Genomic DNA, 25,008 nt, shown 5'->3' with positions numbered 1-25,008 from the left:
TTAAAAGTCTTGCTTACAACATTCCTTTTAATTTATCCATCAGGCCTCCTTGCTCACCATCGCCACCTTTATCATCTTTATTTCCGCCAAACATATTGGTCAGGTCAGAAATTTGAAATTTACCATCAGGACCAGAAATCTGTGTCAGCATATCTTTTATGTCAAATGACTTGTCATTAGGGTCATTTGTTTTGTGTACAAATTTGCTCAAGATCCCCGGAATAAAAGTAGATGCAATTTTCTTAGCCGATTCCAGGTTAATGCCTAAGCCGGCAAGTTTCTCTGTAAAGCCTGAAGTGGCCTGCTGTGCAAGTGCACTATTTTCTGCATTGCCACCTTTAAAAGTATCTGCCAGCTGACTTACATTGCCTGATGCCATTTGTTGCTTTAAAGCATCAAATATGGATCCTGAAGCCGCTTGCATAACCGCTTCATTTTTTTCGTTTGGAATTTCCGGATTACTTACAATAGCATCCTGTGCATTCTCTTTGACCAGTTGATTCAGTTTTTCTAACATCTTGCTTGTTTTTAATTGATTAACAAAGAGTACAACCATATGACTACTCAATTTGTTTATCAAATTTATACTGGCCATCCTTCTAGCTAAAATAAACTATTACATTTACGATAAAATAAGATCTTATGCTACCAACTATAAATTTTACAGAAACCGAAGCCTATAAATACCTGGCTGATCATTTTATTAACATCAATGAGAAAAGTCTGAAAACTCTTTTTACGGAAGACCCTGCTCGTTTTGATAAATTCTCGATACTTTTTGAAGACATTCTCTTAGACTATTCAAAGAACAGAATAGATGACACCACCATGGCTTTATTGATACAGCTGGCTAAAGAATGTAAACTAGACCAGGCCATTAAAGCCATGTTTGATGGAGAGAAAATTAACCAGACAGAAGGCCGTGAAGTATTACATATTGCCTTAAGAAACCAGGGTAACAGTCCTATTTTGGTAGAAGGCAAAAATGTAATGGACGAGGTTAATAACGTGTTGGCAAAAATGGAGAAATTCAGTGCTGCCATTATTTCTGGGGATTGGAAAGGTTATACTGGAAAAGCCATTACTGATGTGGTAAACATTGGTATTGGAGGTTCAGACTTAGGCCCGGTAATGGTTACTGAAGGACTAAAGGCTTATAAAAACCACTTAAACCTTCACTTTGTATCCAATATTGATGGCACGCATATCATGGAAACGGTGAAAGGCTTAGACCCTGAAACTACTTTATTTTTAATTGCCTCAAAAACTTTTACCACACAAGAAACCATGACCAATGCCAATACGGCAAGAGAGTGGTTTTTAAAGAGCGGTGCACAGCAAGCAGATATCGCCAAACACTTTGCGGCCCTTTCTACCAATGCTAAAGATGTAAAGGCTTTTGGTATAGACACTGAAAACATGTTCGAGTTTTGGGATTGGGTAGGCGGCCGTTATTCTTTATGGAGCGCTATTGGTTTACCTATTGCCCTGAGCGTTGGTTTTGATAACTTTAAAGAATTACTTGCCGGTGCCCATGCTGCTGATGAGCACTTTAAAAATACTCCTTTTGAAAGCAATATCCCTGTTATTTTAGCGCTGATAGGTGTATGGCACATCAATTTCTTCAATGCAGAAACACAGGCTATTTTACCTTACGACCAATACATGCACCGTTTTGCTGCTTATTTCCAGCAGGGAGATATGGAAAGCAATGGTAAACATGTTGACAGAAATGGTGAGGAAGTGAGCTATGAAACAGGACCTATTATTTGGGGCGAGCCAGGAACAAATGGTCAGCATGCCTTTTACCAGTTGATACACCAGGGTACCCGTTTAATTCCTTGCGATTTTATTGCGCCAGCACAAAGTTTAAATCCTGTTGGTGAGCACCACCCTATTTTGTTGTCGAACTTTTTTGCACAAACCGAAGCTTTAATGAATGGAAAAACACTAGAGCAGGTAGTAGCAGAATTGCAAAAAGACGGCAAAACTGAAGAAGAAATTCAAAAAATTGCACCTTTTAAAGTATTTGAAGGTAACAGACCTACCAACTCAATTTTACTAAAACGTGTAACACCACGCAGCTTAGGTAGTCTGATTGCTATATACGAACATAAAATATTTGTACAGGGTATTATATGGAACATCTTTAGCTTTGACCAATGGGGTGTTGAATTGGGTAAGCAACTGGCCAAAAGCATCCTACCAGAATTGAAAGACGATGAGCCGGTAAATACGCACGATGCATCAACCAATGGTTTAATCAATCAGTTTAAAAGCTGGAGATAACAACAAAGCAAATTCATAAAAAACAAATAAAGTAAAAAATCAATCCAAACAAATGAAACCAAAATTCATTTTATCACTGCTGCTATCAGGTTTTTACCTGGTGGCCACAGCACAGCAGGTGAAATTTACCGAGTTTGACCTTGACAATGGTCTTCATGTGATTTTACATGAAGACAAAACTGCTCCTGTAGTAGTTGTTTCGGTCATGTATCATGTAGGTTCAAAAGACGAACAACCTGAAAGAACAGGTTTTGCACATTTTTTTGAACATCTCTTGTTTGAGGGAAGTCCGAATATGAAACGCGGTGAATTTATGAAAATAGTGAGTAGTAACGGCGGAGATAACAACGCCAATACTTCTCAAGACAGGACTTATTATTATGAAAGTTTCCCTTCAAACCAGCTTGAATTAGGCTTATGGCTGGAAAGTGAGCGCATGTTACATCCAAAAATCGATGTGGCAGGGGTTAAAACCCAAAATGAAGTGGTTAAAGAAGAGAAAAGAATGCGTATGGATAACTCGCCATATGGAAAATTTACACAAAACATCTTTACTAATTTATTTGAAGGACATCCTTATCGCTGGCAGCCTATAGGTTCTATGGAGCACCTTGATGCAGCGACTTTACCTGAGTTTCTTGCTTTCTTTAAAAAGTATTATGCACCAAACAATGCTGTTTTAACTATTGCCGGTGATATTGACCCGGGTAAAACAAAAGAGCTCGTTAAAAAATATTTTGATGAAGTGCCTAAAGGTGCGCCTGTTGTTAAACAAAAGTTTGAGTTGAAACCGATCACCAAACAAATTATTGACACTGCTTATGATGCGAATATTCAAATTCCGGCAATTTTTGCTGCCTACCGTGTGCCGGGCATGCAAAGCCGCGATAATAAAGTATTGGGCCTCATTAGCACCTTGCTTTCTGGTGGAGGTAGCTCCAGACTAAGCACTAAATTAGTTGATGATAAAAAAACAGCACTGCAGGTAGCAGCCTTCAATTATAGCCTTGAAGATTACGGGGCTTACATTACCTTTGCTTTGCCCAATAACAACACGCCATTAAACGACCTGTTAAAGGATATTGATGCAGAAGTAGAGCGTTTAAAAACCGACCTGATCAGTGAAAGTGAATATACAAAACTGCAAAACCAATTTGAGAATGGCTTTATCAGTGCCAACAGTAAAATGTTAGGTGTTGCTGAAAATCTTGCCAGTGGTTATACCTTTCAGAATAAAAATACCAACGATATCAATGAGGAACTAAATGTGGTAAAATCTATTACCAGGGAAGAAATTAGAGAGGTAGCACGCAAGTACTTGAATCAAAACCAGCGTGTTGTACTTTATTATTTACCTCAAAAATAGACTATTTTCATTCAACTCACATTTAAATTAACATGACCTCATCAGCCTGGGCTATAGCAATTCTGACAAGCTGAAGATAGGTTCATTACCAATTAAAAACGATTATATACTTATGAAAAAAGTATTTCTATTTGCCTCTGCAGTTTTGTTTATTCAAGTGGCTGCAGCGCAAAAATTAGATAGAAGCCAAAGACCAAAACCAGGTCCGGCACCAACGATTACCTTTGCAGATCCTGCAATATTTAAATTACCTAACGGCATTACCGTTTTGGTGGTGGAAAACCATAAATTACCTAAAGTAACTGCTTCTTTCAGTATTGATGCAGGCCAGATTACTGAAGGTGCAAAAGCTGGTGTGATGAGCCTTATGGGTGGCATGCTCAATGAAGGTACAACCACCAAAACTAAAGTACAATTTGATGAGGCGGTAGACCAGTTGGGTGCCGAGGTTGGCCTCCGTGCTTCGGGAGGCAGCGTATCTGCCTTAACCCGCTATTTCAGCAATGCTTTTATGTTGATGACAGATGCCTTGCGCAATCCATCATTCCCTCAAGCTTCTTTCGATAAGTTGAAATCACAAACCTTAACCGGTTTAAAATCTAACGAGCGCAGTGCCAAGGCTATCTCTAGCCGTGTAGTGAGTGCTTTAAGTTTTGGCATTAATCACCCTGCAGGTGAGTTTGAAACCGAAGAAAGTGTGAAGGCTTTGGCTTTAGCTGATGTCAAAAACGCTTATCAGAAATACATTACCCCTTCAAGAGGTTACCTTACTTTTGTAGGTGACATTACCCCTGCAAAGGCACATGAGCTTGCTTTAAAAGCTTTAGGTGACTGGAAAGGCCGTACTTTAACCCTTCCTGTTACTCCTTTGGTTAATAACCCTGCAAAGACCGAAATTAACATAGTTGATCTTCCTGGTGCCGTGCAATCAGAAATTACAGTCACCAATTTAGTCAACATCCCTTTAAGCAGCCCTGACTACCATGCTGTTTTACTGGCGAATGAAATACTTGGCGGTGGTGCAGATTCTAAATTGTATAGAAACCTGCGTGAACAACGGGGTTTCACCTATGGTGCTTATTCTTCCATAGGAACTGGTCGCTTTCAAAATAGTTTCTCTGCCAGCGCTGCAGTAAGGAATGAAAAAGTAGACAGTGCGGTGGTTGAATTTTTGAAAGAGATCAACAACATGCGCACACAAAAGGTAACCGCCGAAGAGTTGCAGAATACCAAAAACTATTACAACGGTTCATTTGCATTAGGTTTAGAAAACCCTGCTCGTATGGCTGGCTTTGCAAGCAGTATTCTAATTAATAACCTGCCTATAGACTTTTACCGTACTTATTTACAAAAAATTAATGCCGTTACTGCTGATGATATTTTGCGCGTGAGCAAAAAGTATTTTAACCATGACAATACACGCGTTGTTATTGTAGGCAAGCAGGATGCTTTTCTTCCAGGGTTAATTAAACAAGGTTTTATAGTAAAAACCTATGATCCCTATGCTGTACCTGTTAAGGCTCCAGCCATGGCAACAGTAAAATAGCTAATAGATCTCTATCCGTCACCTATTATTTAACCTATTTTTTAGAGAGCCTTCAGAGAGCCTTGGCAGGGCTATTGTATATCCATTCGATATAGGAAGGCCCTACGAAGGCCCTGCCAACGCCCTCTGAACGCTATGGAAACTATAACTTATCGAATCGACAACAGCTGCTTATAGAGCAGTGCCGGCCAGCTTCATTTATCTGCCTTGTTATTAAACTTTTAACGATAAGATTTGTCTATATTTAAGTTAAAATACAAACTTATGAAAACGCTTAAAAACTATATGGTCGCTGTTATGTCCATACTTTGTATACCAGCATTTGCGCAAACTGATAAAGCAACAACCGAAAAAATTATAGAGAACCAGGATTTCGTTTTTGTAGCCACCACAGCCATGCCGCTTTCAAGTCAGGATGTATCTGCTATTTTATACAAGCTAAACAGCCCTAATTCATCTGGAGCCATCAACTTATCTGGCAGCCGCTACGACCTGGTGGTCAAAAAAGATAGCGTTGTTGCCTACCTCCCATTTTATGGAAGGTCTTATTCTGCTAATTTAGATCCTAATGAAGCAGGCATTAAATTCAACTCCAAATCTTTCAGCTACGAGAAAACCAAACGTAAAAAAGGAGGATGGAACATTGTTATTGTGCCTAAAGATGTTAAAGATCATCAAAAAATGACCTTATACGTTACAGAAAGTGGCTATGCTACCTTAAATGTAATGAACAACAACAGACAGCCCATATCTTTCAATGGCTATCTGATGGAGGCAAAAAAGAAACCTTAAGGGTTATGGTTAAGGCACCAGTTTAATTTCGAAGAGTTTATCAAAACGCTTTCCGGTTACAAAAAGCCTTTTGCCTTTGTTGTCCCAGGCAATGCCATTGAGAACGTCTGTGTTGGCAAATCTATCTTTTTCAGGCAAGAGGTTAGATAAATCTATATAACGCTCGATAGCGCCGCTTTGCGGGTTGATGATCACTATATTATCGGTCTGGTAGACGTTGGCATAAATTTTACCGTCAATGTATTCCAGTTCATTCAACTGGTCTACTTGTCCTTTGTTATCGTAAACCTCTATAAAGGACTCTTCTTTGTAGGTGTCTTTGTTGAGGAACCAGATTCTGTTGGTGCCATCAGACTTGATGAGCTGTTTGCCATCAAAGGTTAAACCCCAGCCTTCGCGACTGTTCTGGTAGGGGAAAGTTCCGGTTTGTTTCAACGATTTTGCATCATAAATGAACCCTAAATTGGCTTGCCAGGTCAGGAGTACTATTTTATCGCCAATAAGGGTGGACCCTTCAGCAAAGTATTTTTTATCTATGTCTATGCGCTGTAAAGCCTTGCCAGATTTCAGGTCTACCCATCTTAAGGTTGAAGAACCATACTCCCCTGTGCTCTCCAGGAATTTACCATCGTGGTATTCTAAACCTTGGGTGTAAGAGGTGGTATCGTGCGGAAAAACATTAATTACTTTATAACCATCAATTGGAGGCACAATAGCAGATTTCACTTCTATATTGACAGTGATGGTATCTTTCTGCTGGCCATTATCTACCACTGCTGAAATTAAACGGTAGCCCAAAGGCAGCTGTTTGGTATCAAGGTTAAAGGTGCTGGCATCATTTTTTGTGCCCACCACCTTGCCATCTACCAGGTAGGTGGCTTCTTTTACCGTTGTAGATGCTGGCACATCGAGTTCAATTTTCAACGCATCGCCCTGCTTGAGTTGCTGCCCCTGATCAGGATACTTAAAGCCAACATAGGCACTCTCTTTTTGCTGCTTACAGGAAAAGTTCATGGTGGTAGCGATTAGCATACCAAACACACAAAATGATAAAACGGTTTTCTGAATACTAGCTAGGCCAAAATGCATCTTTAATGTGGTTAATTTTATATTGGTTCTTATTTTCAAATACTATAGCAATGATGTCAAAACGAATTTCTCCATGGTGCTTCTTGCCCTCAATATACGCTAAAGAAGCAAACTCCAGTTGTTTTTCTTTTCTCCAGTTCACAGCTTCTTCGGGTTCGCCAAATTCTGTTGAACGCCGGGTTTTCACTTCTACAAAGATGATGATTCCATCTTTAAAAGCAATGAGGTCTATTTCTGCTCTGCCATAAATCCAGTTCTGCTCCATTATCCGGTAGCCCTTGTTTTCCAGAAATTGCCGGGCCAGGTTTTCTCCGGCGCGACCCAGTTCAAGGTGCAAGGCCATTATTTGATGACTACAGAGCCTAGAAATTTAGAGATTTCTTTTTCTACGTTCTTCACATGTGAGTAACGCTGCATCAAAATCTCCTGGTTTACCGCATCCTGTTCTTCCTTGATCTCCTTAAGCAAGTTTAACAAAATGCCGTCTACTTTTCTCTTTTTAAGGTGAAAAATACCCCCTAAAATGGTTGCCTTTAAGTTCATGCTTTCATCCCTCACATAGATCTGGTGTTTATTATACCAGTTTTCGCTCAGCGCATAAGGCGAGGTAGAAAGGGTTATGGCCAAGTCTGCAATCTGCCGGTCGGCATTTTTAATGAACTGATTTGCCGTAGGCAACTGTCCATTTTCAATTTCTTCTTTATAGTTGGCGATAATCCTTTTGCAGATTTCATCGCTGAAACTTACATCTGCCAGGTTCTGCATAATGAAAGAACCAATATACATGTTATCGATATTGTCCCAGCTCACCAGCTCATGGCCATAGGTAAGCAGCAACCTGATGATTTCCTGTTCCTGTAGCTCATCGCTAACCGGCGTACGGGCAACATCTTCACCAGCAACGGCATTATCGTCAAATAAGTTATCTGGTGGCCCATCCTGTTGTTGTGGGGCGTAAGTAGAAGGACCTGAAGCATTGCCTGCTTTTTTGAACTTGGCGACCCTCATTTTATTGAGTTCGGAAACCAGGATTCTTTCTTCTACCTGGAGCAGGTGACTACATTCCCTGATAAATACCGAAGCCTTAATGCCGTCGGGTATTTTGGCAATGCTCTCTACAATATCGCGGATAATACCGGCCCTTTTAATTGGGTCGGTGCCGGCTTCTTTTAATAAAGTTGTTGCCTTGTAAAGAATAAAATCTTTACGGTTATTTTCAATATAGGTCTTGAAAGTACCTGCACCCACTTTGTGCATGTATGAATCAGGGTCATGACCATCAGGGAAGTTAACGACTTTTACATTCAGTCCTTCCTCCAGAATCATGTCTAGTCCACGCAGCGATGCTTTTATACCGGCAGCATCACCATCATAAAGGATGGTTACATTTTGGGTAAAGCGACCAATGAGCCTGATTTGCTCCACTGTGAGGGAAGTACCAGAAGAGGCGACTACATTTTCTACCCCGGCCTGGTGTACAGAAAGCACATCAGCATAACCCTCTACAAGGTAACAGTTGTCGGTTTCGCGAATGGCTTTTTTGGCATGGAAAAGCCCATAGAGCACATTCGATTTATGGTAGATGTCACTCTCGGGAGAGTTGACATATTTGGGTACATTTTTATCTGTCTTTAAGGTTCTTCCACCAAAGCCAATTACCCTGCCGGTAAAGTTATGGATGGGAAACATGACCCGGCCCCTGAACCTGTCGTAAAGCTTTCCTTTATCGTTTCTGATGGAAAGACCTGTACGCTCCAGCTTTTCTTCTTTATAGCCGCTGTTGACGGCTTTCAGGGTCAAAGCATCCCATACATCAGGCGAATAACCAAGTTCAAACTTCCTGATGATGTCTTCACGGAAACCACGTTCTTTAAAATAGCTCAGGCCAATAGCACGACCATCAGCACCGGTCCACAATTCATTGGCAAAAAAGGCCGTCGCAAATTGAGACACGATGTATAAAGATTCCCTGGCATTCTGGGCTTCTACATCCTGGTTGCTTTGAACAGTTTCCTCAACTTCTATATTGTACTTCTGCGCCAGAAATTTTAGCGCTTCGGGATAAGAATATTTCTCATGGTCCATGATAAAATGGACCGCATCTCCGCCTTTGCCACAACCGAAACACTTATAGATCCCTTTAGTTACCGAAACATGGAATGAAGGGGTTTTCTCGTTATGGAAAGGACAGTTACCAATTAAACTGGTACCACGTTTTTTTAAAGCTACAAAATCACCTACTACCTCTTCAATTCGGGCAGTATCCATAATTTTGTTTATGGTATCGTGGTTAATCATTTTTATTTCTGTTATTTGATCAGAGGAAGCAGCTGGGCCGCTACCAATTGGTTTCCTTTGTCGTTCAAATGGACACCATCATTAGTTAAAACGCCTTTATCGGCATCAGTTGTATTGTTAGCTATATTATAATTGATAAATAAGCTCCTTAAATCTACCAGCGGCAGTTTATTAAGGTCGGCTAATTTACGAATTTCAGCAGCATATTTATCCAACTCCGGATCCATTTCATTGGCACCGTTTTTCTTTTCACCAATAACTGCAGGCGTACAGAGAATAACTTTAGCGCCATTGGCGGTAATTTTATTGATCAGTGCCTGGTAGAACTTAACGAATTTATTCTGATCTGTACCCGTTCTGGATGATAATTTATGCCATACATCATTGACGCCGATATAGATAACCACCATGTCGGGTTTTTTGTTCAGCACATCATCTTCAAGGCGAAGGTAAAGGTCGTATATTTTGTTCCCACCAACACCTGCGCCAATAATTTCATAACTGGTAGATGGAAGTATTTTTTTGATAAGGGAAACGTAGCCCCCGGATTTAACACCCATTTCAGTAATAGAATCACCAAAAAACAAGATTTTCTTAGGCTTAGGCCCCATGGAAGTAAATAAGATAACGATTAATAATGCAGGAAAAAATTTAAGGTAAGCGCTCATGGGTTTAAATTTATGGGTTAGGCTGCTGCTTCGCTGCAAATAGTACAGGATCAGCGGCCTTAAATTTAAACAAAAATTAATGCTAATTTACATGATAGGCTTTATGAAGGATAAGTACACTGGCTCTTTCTTCTTTTTTAAGGGGCACATTCCAATTCCCCTGGTAAGAAATTTTTGAAGGCAGCTTCTCTTCGCCAAAATAGCTCATTTCTATGTTCATCTGCACATCGAAATCAAACAGCATATTGCTATACTTCATGTCTACATAACGACCCAGAATTTCAAAGTTACGCTTGTCGAAAATGGTGACCAGTTCTTTGATCATCAGGCCATCTTTTGTCCAGTTGCTCAAGTCTGGCTTAATGGATACTTTAAACCGGTAGACGGGTATAGAATCTAGGTAAGTGGCACTGAAAAAGCTATAGTCGTAATACTGGCGCATGTTTGGCGAAAAGATCTCTGTTTTGTTTCCAATAAAAGGAAGTCCCTTTACTGGTCGCCCCGGCGAGAAGATTAAGGTTTTCAATTTATCTTTATAACCGGCATTGGAGCTACCATCACCCGAAGGCGTGCCAAAAGAAGTGGAAGAAAACTCAGATTTATAGGCATTCATGAAGATGTAATCAAACATCTCTACGGTATAAAGCTGGAATTTTCCGTTCTTTTTATAGATCCGGCCGTCATCCTTTTTAACCAGGTATTCCATCTTTGGCGCTTTGCTATTGTGCTTAATTTTACGGTAGATGCTGCCATTAACCTTGTTTTTCTTGTCGTAGGTATAGATGCTGTTTTCGGCAATGAAACCGTACTTTTTCATGTGTTGAAAAGCTTTATAAAAGCTGGTATCGGTTACTACAGCATCAATAAATGTTTGCACACTCAGGCGCTTCGCCGTAATATTTACAACAGTGTCAAGGGTAATGGTTTTAATGGTATCGGGGTTAAACCGGGGGATCTCCTGTGCATTGGCTTTAAAAGTAAAGGCAATGCATAAGAAAAACAATAATAATGATCTCATGAGCAGTGGATAAATTACAAGCTTAACAATTAAACACCCAATTGTTTTAAAGCTATATAGGCCATTAAACCCGTAGAAATTTGAAGTGCATCTTCATCAATGTCAAAATTAGGCGTATGGACAGAATTGGTGGTGCCTTTGGCTACATTACCTGTCCCTAGCCTGTAAAAACAAGCATCCGTTACCTGGCTATAATAGGCAAAATCTTCTGCCGCCATCCAGATATCAAGGTCTACCACATTATCTTCGCCTAAATATTCTACGGCAGCATTGCGGGCACTGGCCGTTAATACTGGTTCGTTGATTAAAAAAGGATAACCTTTACAAATGGTAAATTCGCAGCTGCCGCCCATGCTTTCAGCAATGCCTTCAGCCATCTTTTTCATGAGTCGCTTGGCTTCTAAACGCCATTCTTCATTTAAAGTCCTGAAGGTACCTTCCAATTTCACCTCTCCGGGAATGATGTTGGTGGCACCATTGGCGGTAACTTTGCCAAAAGATAATACCGACGGTAAACGCGGATCGGCATTACGACTTACAATTTGCTGTAAGGCAATAATGATATGGGATGCAATGACTACAGGGTCAATATTTTGGTGCGGCTGAGCGCCATGCCCCCCTTTACCAAATACGGTAACATACAATTCATCTGTAGAAGCCATGTAGATACCAGAGCGGAAACCTACCTTTCCGGCGTCAATAAATGGCATTACATGCTGACCTACAATATGTTGAGGTTTAGGGTTTTCTAACACCCCTTCCGCAATCATCATACTGGCGCCACCGGGTAAAAGTTCTTCACCAGGTTGAAATATGAGTTTAACAGTGCCGCCAAAATGCGCTTTAAGTTCTGAAAGAATAAAAGCAGTACCTAGCAGGGAAGAACTGTGTACATCATGGCCACAGGCGTGCATTACCCCGTTATTGAGGGATTTATAAGACTTGTCATTGGTTTCCTGAATGGGCAAAGCATCCATGTCAGCACGCAGGGCGATGACCTGGTCGGAAGGTAAATCGCCTTTGATGATCCCTACTACACCTGTATTGGCTAAAATGGTAAAAGGGATGCCCCAGGAAGTTAATTTATCCTGGATATATAAAGATGTTTGAAACTCTTTGAAGGAAAGTTCGGGGTTAGCATGAATATGGCGACGAAAAGCAAGAACCTGGTCAAAAATTTCAGCGGCTTTTTGTTTGATGAGCTCTTTAATCATAGTTTTCTTCTAAAATGGGTGCATTAATTTTCTCTCTAAAGATAAAGAGCGTAGGGAATAAGGGGCGCAACTCATTCATTAATCGCTGGGCTTCTAAACGCGTTCTGAAATCACCTACCCTAAGGTAATAGTTGGGCTCTTTATAAGTGATATAAGTATTCAATTTAGGGTAGTAAGATTTGAATCTAGCTTGTTCCTGAAAGGTTTCCTTTCTGTTAGATCCGTAAAAAATCTGCACCCTGAACCCTACCTGAGCTACAACAGGCCCACTGCGTTTTACTGTGGGAGCTACAACTTTTTTATTGAGTTCTAATCTTTTCCCGATAATACTATCAATCAGGGGATCTTTAATGATGGTTACCTTGCCGTGCTGTTGAGCAAAGGCAGCATAACTAAACACACATAGGAAGCAAGTAAAAATTAGTTTCATTGATATATATGCTTTAAAGGTGATGAGCCTACATCAGCTTGTTTGCAATGCTTATAGATTGAAAGCTCAAAGGATGATGGTTTCATGAAGGGCTTAAAAAAAGAATGCCGAGTTTTCTTTTACAAAAATCGGCATTCTATAGGTCTAATACAAATTACAATCCTGTACCGTGGCAGTTCTTATATTTTTTACCACTACCACAAGGGCAAGGTTCATTTCTACCAATGGTTACTTCTTTACGAATAGGTTGTTGCGGAACAGCCTCACGCGTATCTTCCATCAGCAACGGCGCCTCACCAGCATGTTGAAATTCTGGTTTAGACATTTGCAATTTGCTGGTCTCCACTCTTGGTGCTTCAGCAGCTTTTAAATCTTCTGCTTCCTGGTGAACAGGAATACCACCTTTATATAAAAAGCTTACTACTTCTTTATTTACGGCATTCAACATATTTTTGAACAAGTTAAAGGCTTCCATTTTATAAATAACCAATGGATCTTTTTGCTCATAAACTGCATTCTGTACAGATTGTTTTAGCTCATCCATTTCACGCAAATGCTCTTTCCAGCTTTCGTCGATCAGGCCTAAAACAATGGTTTTCTCGAATGATTTCGTTACCTCACGACCGTTATTTTCAATAGCTAATTTTAAGTTAACTGGCACCTGAATGCTGCGCATACCATCAGTAAATGGTATAACAATTTGTTCAATGTGTGCACCACGTTCTTCAAATACCTGGTGTAAAACCGGCATCGCCTGGTTAATGATCGCTTCACATTTTCTGGCATAGAAAGCTTCTGCTTCTTCAAACAACTTATCTGTTAAGGTATGGATGTTTTTAGAATTAAACTCCTGCTCAGAAATTGAACTGTTGATAGAAAAGTTCTTGATGACCTCTAATTTGAAGCCTTCATAATTAGCAGTCTCTTTATATTCTGTAACAATATCTTCAGCAACATCAAATACCATGTTGTTCATGTCTACATCCAGACGTTCACCAAATAAGGCATTTCTACGTTTAGCGTAAATTACTGAACGCTGAGAGTTCATAACATCATCATATTCCAGCAAACGCTTACGGATACCGAAGTTATTTTCTTCAACTTTCTTCTGTGCACGTTCGATAGATTTGGTAATCATAGAATGCTGAATCACTTCACCTTCTTCAATTCCCATTTTTACCATGATGTTTGAGATACGCTCAGAACCGAATAAACGCATCAGGTTATCTTCAAGAGATACGAAGAACTGTGAAGAACCCGGATCACCCTGACGACCAGCACGACCACGCAACTGTCTGTCAACACGACGAGATTCATGTCTTTCCGTACCTACAATAGCTAAACCACCAGCTTCTTTAACACCGGCACCAAGTTTAATATCCGTACCACGACCAGCCATATTGGTAGCGATGGTTACCTGACCTGCCTGACCAGCTTCAGCAACAATATCTGCCTCACGTTGGTGCATCTTGGCATTTAACACATTGTGTTTGATACCACGAAGTTTTAGCATACGGCTTAACAATTCAGAGATTTCTACTGAAGTGGTACCTACTAAAACTGGTCTGCCTGCTTCTGTTAATTTAACGATCTCTTCTGCTACTGCGTTATATTTTTCACGGATGGTGCGGTAAACATAATCCTGGTGATCTGTTCTTGAAATTGCCCTGTTGGTAGGGATTTCCACAACATCTAATTTATAGATAGACCAAAACTCACCTGCTTCAGTTGTTGCTGTACCCGTCATACCACAAAGCTTGTGGTACATTCTGAAGTAGTTTTGCAAAGTAACTGTTGCATAAGTTTGAGACGCATCTTCAACTTTTACATTTTCTTTAGCTTCAATAGCCTGGTGTAAACCATCAGAATAACGACGGCCATCCATGATACGGCCTGTTTGCTCATCTACAATTTTAATCTTACCCTCATCAATGATATATTCAACATCAATTTCGAATAAAGTATAAGCTTTAAGCAATTGGTTTACGGAGTGGATACGCTCAGCCTTGATAGAATAATCACGCATCAGTTCATCTTTTCTCGCAATTTTATCTTCACTGCTTAAAGAAGATTTTTCAATTTCAGCAATTTCAGTACCTACATCAGGCAATACGAAAAAGCTGGTATCCTCACCAGATTTAGTGATCAGCTCAATACCTTTCTCCGTTAATTCAACCTGGTTATTTTTCTCATCAATGTGGAAGAATAATTCAGAATCAACCTTTGGCATATTTTTACTCTGATCAGCCATGTAATGGTTTTCCGTTTTCAGTAAAATTTGCTTATTGCTACCTTCACTTAAAAACTTGATCAAAGCTTTGTTTTTTGGTAAACCACGGTGTGCACGTAAAAGTGCTAATCCACCTTCACCCTCTTCAGGTCCGGTTTTACCATCGTTTATTAATTTCTTAGCTTCATTTAAAGCTCTGGTTACGAAATCTCTTTGTGCATTAACCAAACGCTCGATCCTTGGTTTCAATTCATGAAACTCATGTTGGTCACCAAAAGGAACAGGACCAGAAATGATTAAAGGTGTACGGGCATCATCAATTAAAACTGAATCGACCTCATCCACCATGGCAAAGTGTAATTTACGTTGCACCAGTTGATCTGGCGCCTGCGTCATATTGTCACGCAGGTAGTCAAAACCAAATTCATTGTTGGTACCGTAAGTAATATCTGCTAAGTAAGCTTTTCTACGTTGTGGAGAGTTTGGCTCATGCTTATCGATACAATCCACAGAAATACCGTGGAATTCAAATAAAGGACCATTCCACTCAGAGTCACGACGAGCAAGGTAATCATTCACCGTAACGATGTGTACGCCTTGTCCGGCTAAAGCATTCAGGTAAGCTGGTAAAGTACTCACAAGGGTTTTACCCTCACCAGTAGCCATCTCAGCAATTTTACCATTGTGTAATACAATACCACCAATTAACTGCACATCGTAATGTACCATGTTCCATTTTACTTCAGAACCGGCAGCATCCCAATGGTTAGCCCAAAAAGCCTTATCACCCTTAATTTCAACATTTTTCTTTCTTGCAGCGTAATCTCTGTCGTAATCTGAAGCCGTAACTTCAAGGAATTCGTTTTCAGAAAAGCGTCTGGAGGTTTCTTTTACCACAGCGAAAGCTTCAGGTAAAATAGCCGATAAAGCCACTTCAAGTTCTTTGTCGCGGTCTTTTGTCATGGCATCTATCTGATCGTAGATAGCCGTTTTCTCATTTAAAGTAAGCTCTTGATTTTCTGCATCAGTTCTAAGGCTACTGATTTTTTGATCAATATCAGCTAATGCTTTAGCAATTACATCTTTAAAATAAACTGTTTTATGTCGAAGCTCATCATTAGATAAAGCAGAAAGCTTAGCGTATTCTTCATTAATTCTGATTACGATAGGCTGTATTACTTTAATATCTCTCTCTGATTTGCTGCCAAATACCTTGGTTAAAAATCCTAACATCTCGTTATGCTTGTGGTTATATATTAAAAATCATGAAATTACAACAATTACGCCATACGACGTAATAAGTCATATTGGCAGTTGTTTGGGCGCTAAAAATACAAAATATCCTGTACATTGCTTCGTCAATGGCGTTTTATTTTATCTTTGCGTGATATGAATATCTTACTATTAGGTTCTGGGGGAAGAGAAAGTGCTTTCGCCTGGAAGATGAGCCAGTCTTCCCTATGCGGAAAACTGTTTATTGCACCTGGAAACGGTGGTACTGCTGCTTATGGAAAAAACATCCTCATTGACCCCAATGATTTTGAAGCCGTAAAAGCTGTAGTACTTAAAGAAAACATCACATTGGTGGTCGTTGGACCTGAAGAACCTTTAGTGAATGGCATTCATGACTTTTTTCTAAAGGACCCTGCATTGGCTGGTGTGCCTGTTATAGGGCCAAAAAAAGAAGGCGCTATTTTAGAAGGCAGCAAAGATTTCTCGAAACAATTCATGGCACGTCATGGCATCCCTACAGCAGGCTCAAGGTCTTTTACCGCAGCAACGCTGCAAGAAGGATTAGTTTATTTAGAGAACCACCTTACCCCGATTGTATTAAAAGCAGATGGTTTAGCTGCTGGTAAAGGTGTATTGATATTAGATAATACGGCCGAAGCACAGGAAGAACTTAAATTAATGTTAAGTGGGAAATTCGGTGCTGCAGGTACAACTGTTGTTGTAGAAGAGTTTTTGAGCGGTATTGAGCTTTCCATGTTTGTTTTAACTGATGGCGATCATTATGTGATTTTGCCGGAAGCAAAAGATTATAAACGCATTGGACAGGCGGATACAGGTTTAAATACCGGTGGTATGGGTTCGGTTTCTCCCGTTCCATTTGCCCATGAAGCTTTCTTAAAAGAAGTTGAACAAGATATCATTATCCCTACCATTAATGGTTTAAAGAAGGATAATATTGACTACACAGGTTTTATTTTCTTTGGCTTAATCAAAGTTAATGAGAAACCATATGTGATAGAATACAATTGCAGAATGGGTGATCCGGAAACGGAAAGCGTTATTCCTCGTATAGAGAACGATTTGGTAGAACTTTTTGTAGCCACAGCACAAAAAAGACTGCACGAGGTAACACTTAACATCAGCCCTAAAAATGCTGCTACGGTAATGATTGTTGCAGGTGGTTATCCTGGAGAGTATGAAAAAGGTAAATCTATTACAGGCTTAGATAATTTACGTCAGTCGATGGCTTTTCATGCCGGCACTATTGCTGAAGGTGGTGTAATTAAATCTAATGGTGGCAGGGTTTTAGCCGTTACCAGTTTGCAAGACACCCAGTTTGATGCTTTGCAATGTGCTACTGCAGATGCAGCACGTATTTATTTTGACGGAAAGTATTTTAGAGAAGATATAGGTTTTGATTTGATGTAGGGAAAGCATTTTTAATGCACCTACAGATCACATTATTTTATGGCTTGTTTATTTCTTCAATTGGTATTCGTACTGTTGGTGGAAGTAAGCAAGCCATTTACTTTATATGAATTATTGCCAAGTGCTTCCTTACTCATGATATTACAAGTCATGGGTAACTTCTAAAGTTTTTTACACATGTAAGTAAGTCATGGGTATTTTTCTTGCATTTTTACCCATGAGATGCTAAACGTCTATATTATTTTAATTTAATCAGGTTGGATGCATGACGTAAAAAATCGTATAAAGCGACATTAATATAAAAATTGTCCTTACCTTTTTTATGCAACTGAATTAACCCTAAATCGATGAGTTGACCTAAATACTTTGCAGCGGTTTTTCTGGTAACACCCAAATCTTCTACTAAGAAATCAATTTTAGTATAAGGGTGCTTAAATAGATTATTAATCAAATCCTGGGAATATATATTCGGCAAATTATTTCGAATAATCTGCTTATATTCTTGCATTATTTTTTTTATTTCTCTAATGACACTTGTGGTTTGAATTGACGTCTGTTCCACTGCGTCCAACATAAACAATATCCATGGTTCCCAATTTTGACTTACCCTGGTTTCTTGTAATAGACTGTAATAATTAGCTTTGTTTTGATTAATATATCGACTTAAATATAGAATTGGCAAACGGAGCAAATCCTCCTTTATTAGATATAAAATATTAATAATTCTTCCGGTTCTGCCGTTACCATCATAAAATGGATGGATACTCTCAAATTGATGATGGATGATTGCCATTTTGATTAAGGGGTCAATATCACTCAAAGTATTATCATTAATGAACTTTTCTAAATTAGTCATCAATGCTATAATTTCGTCGTGGCTTTGTGGTGGGGTATAGACGACTTCACCGGTAAGATCATTCTTAAGTTCTGTACCGGGCAATTTTCTAAAACCTGCTTTTGTTTCCTCCAATATGCCTTGTATTTCAACAATCTGGTTGCTTGTTATTAACTGACTTTTTCGAACGCTCACAAAACCGTCCTTTAAAGCAGTTGCATAGTTATAAACCTCCTTTGCAGAAATACTGGCAAATTCTTGTGCTATACTGTCACTTCGGAATAATTCATCATGGGTAGTAATGATATTTTCAATAGCAGAGCTGTCCTTTGCTTCCTGTAAGGACAAAGTATTTAAAATAATGATTTCGTTAGGAATGCTTTCAGCAACCCCATTTAATTCAGCGAGGGCTCTATGTGTCAATGACAACTTTTTTAGCACCCTTTTACTTTCCAAATCGAACTTTAAAGGTAATAAGGGGAGTTTATATAAGCTCATTATTTATTCGGCTGAAAATTTCATAACAATATCGTGTTTAATTCTAATATAACTCTTTCTGTTTTTTTAAGATGTAAAATCACGTTAACAATTAACAAATATTTAATTAAGGAGATCTTAGCTTGCTAATTATCCCTTAGAAAATATATTTCCCCCTCCGTGCAACATATCCTTACCTATTACAGTCTTATGTAAAATCCATTCAATGAAAACTTTTTACTGTAGCCTGTACTTCTTTCTATTTTGCTCCTCCTCCATCTTTGCACAAAAAGCTGCTGAGCAAAAAACCCCTGAGCAAAAAGCCTTTGCCCAAAAGAAACTCCCTGCAGTAAGAACCTTAACAAGCCCTAAAATTGACGGTATCTTAGATGATGCCGAATGGAATAATGTACCCATCGCCACAGGTTTTATTGAAAACAACCCTACCCCGGGAAGGGTAGAAACAGAAGACAGGCGCACAGAAGTAAAGATAATTTACGACGACAAAGCCATTTATGTTGCCGCTCGCATGTATGCCAATCCGGATAGCGTAGCTCATGAAATCATGACCAGAGACCAAATAGGTAACTCTGATTACTTTGGAATCCTCTTTGACTCTTTTCTGGATGGCATTAATGGAAACGGATTTTACGTAACTGCGGCAGGTACACAATTTGATGCAAAATATTCACAAGGTGGTAATGAGGACGCCAACTGGAACGCCGTGTGGGAAAGTGAAGTAAAGCTAGACGACAAAGGTTGGACCTTAGAGCTTAAAATACCTTATGCGGCTTTGCGTTTTTCAAGTAAGGACATTCAAAACTGGGGCTTGAACTTGCTGCGTAGAAGAGCAATGGAAAACTCACAGACCTTCTGGAACTTTTTAGACCCTAAAATAAACGGCTTAATGAACCAGTCGGGCTTGTTAGAAGGCTTAAAGGATATTCAGGCACCCCTGCGTCTTTCCTTTTCACCGTATATTTCTTCTTATGTCAATCATTACCCAAACAATATTCCAGGCATCAAAAACACAACAACCTCCTTTAACGGTGGTATGGATGTTAAATATGGCATCAATAACAGTTTTACGCTAGACATGACACTCATCCCTGACTTCGGGCAAGTACAATCTGACAACCGCATTTTAAACCTCACACCTTTTGAAGTGAAGTTTGATGAAAACAGGTCTTTTTTCACAGAGGGTACGGAATTATTCAATAAAGGCGATCTTTTTTACTCCAGAAGAATTGGTGCATCGCCATCATTTTTTAAAGAAATAACCTTAAAAGAAGGCGAAAAGATCACTAAATCACCCCAGGAAAGCAAAGTATTAAATGCCACCAAAATCTCTGGTCGTACGGCAAAAGGCCTTGGGATTGGCATTTTCAATGCCATCACCAATACCATGTATGCAGAGGTGGAAGATGAACAGGGAAACAAACGAGAAATTGAAAGTCAGCCTTTAACAAATTACAATGTGTTGGTGTTGGATCAGTCGCTGAAAAACAACAGCTCTGTGAGTGTGATTAACACCAATGTATTGCGACAAGGATCAAGTGATGATGCCAATGTAAGTGCTTTTCTTTTTGTGTTGAACGACAAGAAGAACAAATATTACCTTAATGGTGCCGGTAAAATGAGTTACCTCACTAATCACAGTGCAGAAGGAAATGAAACGGGTTATTTCTATGAAGCAGAAACAGGAAAACAAAGTGGAAACTTTACCTGGAGCTACAACCAGAAATTTGCCGACCGTGTTTATGACCCTTCTGATATGGGCTTTTTTACCAACAATAATTTCCTTGACCAAACGGCTATTTTACATTACAACATTTACAAACCCGGAAAATGGTACAATACCTTTAGATCGTACATGTTGATCAACTATTCACGGAGGTATAAACCTGCAGCTTACCAAAATGTAGGCGTAGAGATAGGTCCGTATGTGCAATTTAAAAACCTCTGGTCAGCAGAATTAGAATTGAACTGGAAAGCTGAAGGAAATGATTTTTACGAATCCAGAAACGGGCAACTGTACAAGACTCCAGCGAGCTATGGAGCAACGTTATATGTGAACCCTAACAGGGCTAAAGCTTACAATTTCGGCGGTAATATTGGCTTCTCCAAACAAGACCTTTTTGATGGAAAAACCTATTACTTCTATTTTTTCCAGAACCTTCGTTTTAGCGATAAGTTAAGCATAGGTCTGGATCTATATTATGAGCCTAGTTATGCGCAGGTAGGATGGGTAGCCTTTAAAGAACAGCAAACCTTATTTTCTAAGTACAACCGTAATACTGTTGAGAATTCATTTGATGCCAAATACAGCTTCACCAATAAAATGGGGATCAATTTGCGCGCAAGACATTACTGGTCTGATCGCAGGAACGACAGCTTTTATGTCCTCAATTCAACAGGGACATTGAGTGATTATGCCGGTGCCACAGTTTCTGGTACCGACAGAAATTACAATGTATTTAATATTGACCTGATCTATACCTGGCAATTTGCGCCGGGTAGCGAGCTGAGCATGACCTATAAAAACATTTCAGAGAGTAGCGATAACTATTACACCAAACGTTATTCCAGCAATTTAGACCATATTTTATCAGGCCCTCAAAACAATAGTTTATCGGTTAAGATGCTCTATTACCTTGATTACCTGGATTTAAAAAAGAAAAGAAAACTTTAAAAAAGAAATTTAAAAAAACTACATTTAGTAGCCTACCGTACGCCATGAAGCGAAAGACAAAAGCTTCAAAATCAAACAAATAAGCATCACCAATCAACCATTAGAAACAAGCACCCTCGAGTGCATTATAAAACTTTAAAACCCCTAAACTGATGAAAAAAATTACGCTACTCCTTGCCCTCTTTTTATTAACCGTTAGCTCTGCTTACAGTCAGCAAACGGCAACGACCTACAAAGAAACCCTGGATAAAATGATGGAAGTTTCGGGTTCTAAGCCTACCTATAAAGCGGCAATTGTTCAAATTGTAAGTTCTTTTAAAGCGCAAAAGCCAGATGTGCCTGAAGATGTGTGGCTGGACTTTGAAAAAACCTTTATTAAAGCTGCTACCGATGACCTGTTGAATTTGCTTTTACCCATCTATCAAAAACATATCCCTGAGGCAGACCTGAAGAACATCATCGCTTTTTATGAAACCCCCACAGGTAAGAAGTTTGCAGCAAAATCACCGCTCATCATGCAGGAATCCATGCAGGTAGGTCAGGAATGGGGCATAAAGATTGGAAAAGATTTCAGTGAAAGATTGAAAGAAAAGGGGTTTTAAGGCGCAAACTTAATAGCCATAAGCATTTGACAGCACCTTAACCTCTTTACTGAAATCCACCAGAAAGCCATTGATCACCGCATAAACAGGCTTCTTACCATCAGACAAAATGAAATTAGCCGACTGACCCAGTCCTATCGCCTGCATATTTGCAGTGGAGCTGTTACTCAGGTTTAACAACCTGTTTTTAAGAGGCCCTGTCGGCGATTTCTGGTCGCTAAACTTTACAAATAAATAACCTTGCCCAGCTAAAGTCAGCTCTTCGGCAAGCGATAGTTGCTCCCAATCTGCTTTTTTCATTACCTTAATTTTACCAGGGACAGAAATTAAGGCACTGGCATCAGCTTCCTCATAGCCATAGCTTTTTTCCATATCACCCAGTTCTTCAATATAACCGCGGTAACTCATAGACCTGTTTGTCAAATCAGCAATTTGTGAACGATTGATTCCCACATGTGCCCTGAACCTGGAATTGCCTTTTGTAACCTCTGCATTCCTGATCACAAGGTCATATAAAGACCTGTTGTTATCAGGGATAGCCATATAAGCCTTGAGATCTTCGCTTTCATAAGCCTTTTGTGCAATGGCATGCAAGGAACTGAGGATCACATAAAAGTTAAGTTTCCTGATGTACTGCTTTTCAGGGTCATTGGGGTAACCACCAGATTCAATCAGAATGGTAGAAATGCCCTTCCCCTGAAAGGTATCCCCAAAACACCTTGGGTCGAAAGCATCATTGTATTTGGCCACTTTTTCTGGTGCATATTTCTGTAAAGTACGGTTCATCAGCACAATTAACTTGGTTGCATTCTGTCGCACCTCATTCATGTCTTTAACGTAATTATAGGCAGGTGCCAAAAATGAAATAGTTGCCTGGTTCTTTGTGGCCCCCGCAGCGTAAAGGGTACTCTGGTCATGTAAGTTAAAACCAAATGACGGTTTTATGCTGTCGGCCACATGAGTCAATACGCGGGCTTCAGGGGTATTTAATAAACGTGCATCCCTGTTGATGTCAATATCAAGGCCATTGCGCCTCTTCCACGCTTCTGCCCCATCAGGATTTAACATCGGCAGGAAATTGATCTCCAGGTTATCCGTCAGCATCTTTCTAAAAGCATCATTTTCATCACTTGCAGAGAGGAAATTGAAGATATCCATCAAAGCCATGGTAGCGGTAGACTCATCGCCATGCATTTGCGACCACAGTAAAACCTTCGTTTTCCCCTTGCCTATCGTTAATAAGTTAAGGGTTTTTCCCTGGACAGATTTCCCGACCACAGTGGAGTGAAAAACACCGGAGGCTATGTGTTTCTGTAGCAGGGGCATAATATCGCTATGCTTAAACATCCTGCTGCTAAGCGCAGCTTCTTTATAACGCTCATACTTTTGCCATATACTCGTGCTTTCAATTGCTATAGGACTAGCATTAGGCCTTCTTACAAGGCCAAAAACCAAAACGCTGATCAGGAATACCGGAATTAACAACAGCTTTTTGTGCATGGCGTAAATATTTAGTTCATTGCAATTTATAAAAAAGAATGAAACAAAAAACAGCCCTTATCCTGTTCAAGGATAAGGGCTGTTCTATCAAAGGAAAATTTGAAAATTATTTCTTTGCTTCTAGCAATTCAGCCAGTTTCGATTGCAATTCTTCACCTCTAACATTTTTAGCTACAATTTTTCCCGAAGGATCAATTAACACATTAGAAGGGATAGCTTGAATGCCATATAATTTAGCAGCCTCGTTGTCAAAATATTTTAAATCAGAAACATTTGTCCAGGCTAAACCATCATCCTGAATAGCTTTTAACCAGGCCTCTTTACCTGTTTCTCTATCAAGTGAAACGCCCAATACGGTAAAGTTTTTATCTTTATATTTGTTGAAGGCAGCCACTACGTTAGGGTTTTCTGCGCGACAAGGGCCACACCAGGAAGCCCAAAAATCAATCAGCACATATTTACCTTTAAAATCAGCTAGTTTCACTGGTTTGCCATTGGTATCATTTTGCGTAAACTGTGGTGCCATTACGCCTACTGCAGTAGATTTAGCCCCGCTGATAGCCGTACCGATACTTTTGCCAAGTTCCGTTGCTTTTAAGGCTGCAGAAAACTTGTTAAATTCAGGCTCCGCTTCTTTGGCATTAATGTCATAACCTAAATTACCTCTAAAAGCCGTTAAAGCCACAAAGGAGTTTCTGTTCTCATTGATAAACTTCTGGATCAAGGGCTTGCTTTCTTCCTGAATTACTTCAGCACGATCATCTAAAGTCTTGATATAAGCCTGGTCTTTTTGTTGCTCCGGGCTTTTCGACTGGTATTCTGCCCTTAAGGCATTCATTTTTTCTGTAGTAGGTTTAAGCATAGCCGCTAATTTGGCATTGTCATCATTTAAAGGCGATCCTTTGACAACAGCTTTTTTCAAAGAGTCGGCAGCAGTAAGTGTCATCGCTTTATTCTCCAAATAGATCACCAAGGCATCAGGGCCAGTTTTTTTGCTAGGATTCACTGCTGGTGCTGGGTGCTTTAAAATCAACTGTGCTGTAGTAGGGTCTGCTACCGTGCCCTTAAACTCAAAGCTTCCATTGGTAATGGCTGCAGAATCAAGTCGGATCGTAGCCATGTCGTTCTGTGAGCCAAGGAGTTGATAATATGCCTTGTCCTAAGACCGCTTGGCCTCCGACTTAGTCGAAAAGCCCGGAGCAACAAAAAGACCAGGCGTATATCAAGACTTTAGATGATCGTGCTGAGGCTATTCAGGAAGAAAGCAAGCCTATAATCCAGAAGTTCATCAACGAAAACAG

19 protein-coding genes are annotated in these 25,008 nt (G+C 39.7%); 7 read left to right on the top strand and 12 right to left on the bottom strand.

Going from position 1 to position 25,008, the window contains the following annotated elements; genetic code table 11:
* Window positions 1-13: 13 nt before the first annotated feature.
* Entirely contained in the window at window positions 14-517 is a 504-nt protein-coding gene (locus tag ACR2F7_RS02360) for a hypothetical protein (protein WP_432712008.1), read from the bottom strand.
* A gap of 125 nt (window positions 518-642) precedes the next feature.
* On the opposite strand from ACR2F7_RS02360, the gene pgi reads away from it, so the two are divergent.
* The 4 genes from pgi (at window position 643) to ACR2F7_RS02340 (ending at window position 5,993) form a co-directional block, all read left to right on the top strand.
* Window positions 643-2,289 carry a glucose-6-phosphate isomerase gene (gene pgi, locus ACR2F7_RS02355; protein ID WP_432712007.1) on the top strand — a complete coding sequence of 549 codons (1,647 nt, stop codon included), beginning with the start codon at window positions 643-645 and terminating at the stop codon, window positions 2,287-2,289.
* Between the two features lie 52 nt (window positions 2,290-2,341).
* Window positions 2,342-3,655 carry a M16 family metallopeptidase gene (locus ACR2F7_RS02350; protein WP_432712006.1) on the top strand — a complete coding sequence of 438 codons (1,314 nt, stop codon included), beginning with the start codon at window positions 2,342-2,344 and terminating at the stop codon, window positions 3,653-3,655.
* A gap of 112 nt (window positions 3,656-3,767) precedes the next feature.
* A complete protein-coding gene (locus tag ACR2F7_RS02345) occupies window positions 3,768-5,201 on the top strand; it encodes a M16 family metallopeptidase (RefSeq protein ID WP_432712005.1) in 1,434 nt (477 codons plus the stop codon).
* Window positions 5,202-5,465: 264 nt separating this feature from the next.
* Window positions 5,466-5,993: a DUF4251 domain-containing protein gene (locus ACR2F7_RS02340; RefSeq protein ID WP_432712004.1), complete on the top strand. Its 528-nt coding sequence runs from the start codon at window positions 5,466-5,468 to the stop codon at window positions 5,991-5,993.
* 9 nt (window positions 5,994-6,002) lie between these two features.
* Here ACR2F7_RS02340 and ACR2F7_RS02335 read toward each other — a convergent pair whose 3' ends face one another.
* The 8 genes from ACR2F7_RS02335 to secA all read right to left on the bottom strand — a co-directional run bounded on the left by ACR2F7_RS02335 (window position 6,003) and on the right by secA (window position 16,173).
* Window positions 6,003-7,007, bottom strand: a complete 1,005-nt coding sequence (locus ACR2F7_RS02335) for a glutaminyl-peptide cyclotransferase (RefSeq protein WP_432712003.1) — start codon at window positions 7,005-7,007, stop codon at window positions 6,003-6,005.
* A 55-nt stretch (window positions 7,008-7,062) separates the two neighbouring features.
* Window positions 7,063-7,425, bottom strand: a complete 363-nt coding sequence (locus ACR2F7_RS02330) for a YraN family protein (protein ID WP_432712002.1) — start codon at window positions 7,423-7,425, stop codon at window positions 7,063-7,065.
* Window positions 7,425-9,380, bottom strand: a complete 1,956-nt coding sequence (gene dnaG / locus ACR2F7_RS02325) for a DNA primase (protein WP_432712001.1) — start codon at window positions 9,378-9,380, stop codon at window positions 7,425-7,427. Before dnaG ends, ACR2F7_RS02330 begins: the two co-directional genes overlap by 1 nt.
* A gap of 11 nt (window positions 9,381-9,391) precedes the next feature.
* Complete coding sequence (locus ACR2F7_RS02320; RefSeq protein ID WP_432712000.1) at window positions 9,392-10,048, bottom strand: SGNH/GDSL hydrolase family protein; 657 nt, start codon at window positions 10,046-10,048, stop codon at window positions 9,392-9,394.
* Between the two features lie 82 nt (window positions 10,049-10,130).
* Entirely contained in the window at window positions 10,131-11,066 is a 936-nt protein-coding gene (locus ACR2F7_RS02315) for a hypothetical protein (RefSeq protein WP_432711999.1), read from the bottom strand.
* 29 nt (window positions 11,067-11,095) lie between these two features.
* Window positions 11,096-12,280, bottom strand: coding sequence for a M20 metallopeptidase family protein (locus ACR2F7_RS02310; protein ID WP_432711998.1), 1,185 nt, complete (start codon window positions 12,278-12,280; stop codon window positions 11,096-11,098).
* Window positions 12,273-12,710 (bottom strand): SPOR domain-containing protein, encoded by a 438-nt coding sequence (locus ACR2F7_RS02305; protein WP_432711997.1) that lies wholly within the window; start codon window positions 12,708-12,710, stop codon window positions 12,273-12,275. Before ACR2F7_RS02305 ends, ACR2F7_RS02310 begins: the two co-directional genes overlap by 8 nt.
* A 154-nt stretch (window positions 12,711-12,864) precedes the next feature.
* Window positions 12,865-16,173, bottom strand: coding sequence for a preprotein translocase subunit SecA (gene secA, locus ACR2F7_RS02300; protein ID WP_432711996.1), 3,309 nt, complete (start codon window positions 16,171-16,173; stop codon window positions 12,865-12,867).
* A 156-nt stretch (window positions 16,174-16,329) separates the two neighbouring features.
* Between secA and purD the strand changes: the two genes are divergently transcribed.
* Window positions 16,330-17,601 carry a phosphoribosylamine--glycine ligase gene (purD, locus tag ACR2F7_RS02295; protein ID WP_432711995.1) on the top strand — a complete coding sequence of 424 codons (1,272 nt, stop codon included), beginning with the start codon at window positions 16,330-16,332 and terminating at the stop codon, window positions 17,599-17,601.
* A 238-nt stretch (window positions 17,602-17,839) separates the two neighbouring features.
* On the opposite strand, the gene ACR2F7_RS02290 is transcribed toward purD, so the two are convergent.
* Window positions 17,840-18,934: a Fic family protein gene (locus tag ACR2F7_RS02290; RefSeq protein WP_432711994.1), complete on the bottom strand. Its 1,095-nt coding sequence runs from the start codon at window positions 18,932-18,934 to the stop codon at window positions 17,840-17,842.
* A gap of 205 nt (window positions 18,935-19,139) precedes the next feature.
* On the opposite strand from ACR2F7_RS02290, the gene ACR2F7_RS02285 reads away from it, so the two are divergent.
* Both ACR2F7_RS02285 and ACR2F7_RS02280 read left to right on the top strand, forming a co-directional pair.
* The gene (locus ACR2F7_RS02285; protein ID WP_432711993.1) at window positions 19,140-21,605 is read left to right on the top strand and encodes a DUF5916 domain-containing protein; all 2,466 of its coding nucleotides are present in this window, start codon (window positions 19,140-19,142) and stop codon (window positions 21,603-21,605) included.
* A 152-nt stretch (window positions 21,606-21,757) separates the two neighbouring features.
* Complete coding sequence (locus tag ACR2F7_RS02280; protein WP_432711992.1) at window positions 21,758-22,207, top strand: DUF2059 domain-containing protein; 450 nt, start codon at window positions 21,758-21,760, stop codon at window positions 22,205-22,207.
* Window positions 22,208-22,216: 9 nt separating this feature from the next.
* On the opposite strand, the gene ACR2F7_RS02275 is transcribed toward ACR2F7_RS02280, so the two are convergent.
* Window positions 22,217-23,707: a M14 family zinc carboxypeptidase gene (locus ACR2F7_RS02275; protein ID WP_432711991.1), complete on the bottom strand. Its 1,491-nt coding sequence runs from the start codon at window positions 23,705-23,707 to the stop codon at window positions 22,217-22,219.
* 106 nt (window positions 23,708-23,813) lie between these two features.
* Window positions 23,814-24,827: a redoxin domain-containing protein gene (locus tag ACR2F7_RS02270; RefSeq protein ID WP_432711990.1), complete on the bottom strand. Its 1,014-nt coding sequence runs from the start codon at window positions 24,825-24,827 to the stop codon at window positions 23,814-23,816.
* Window positions 24,828-25,008: the final 181 nt, after the last annotated feature.

This window comes from Pedobacter sp. (assembly GCF_045628745.1).
Classification (GTDB): domain Bacteria; phylum Bacteroidota; class Bacteroidia; order Sphingobacteriales; family Sphingobacteriaceae; genus Pedobacter.
Note: the sequence above shows the minus strand (reverse complement) of the source record. Positions and strands in the feature narration are given on the sequence as shown.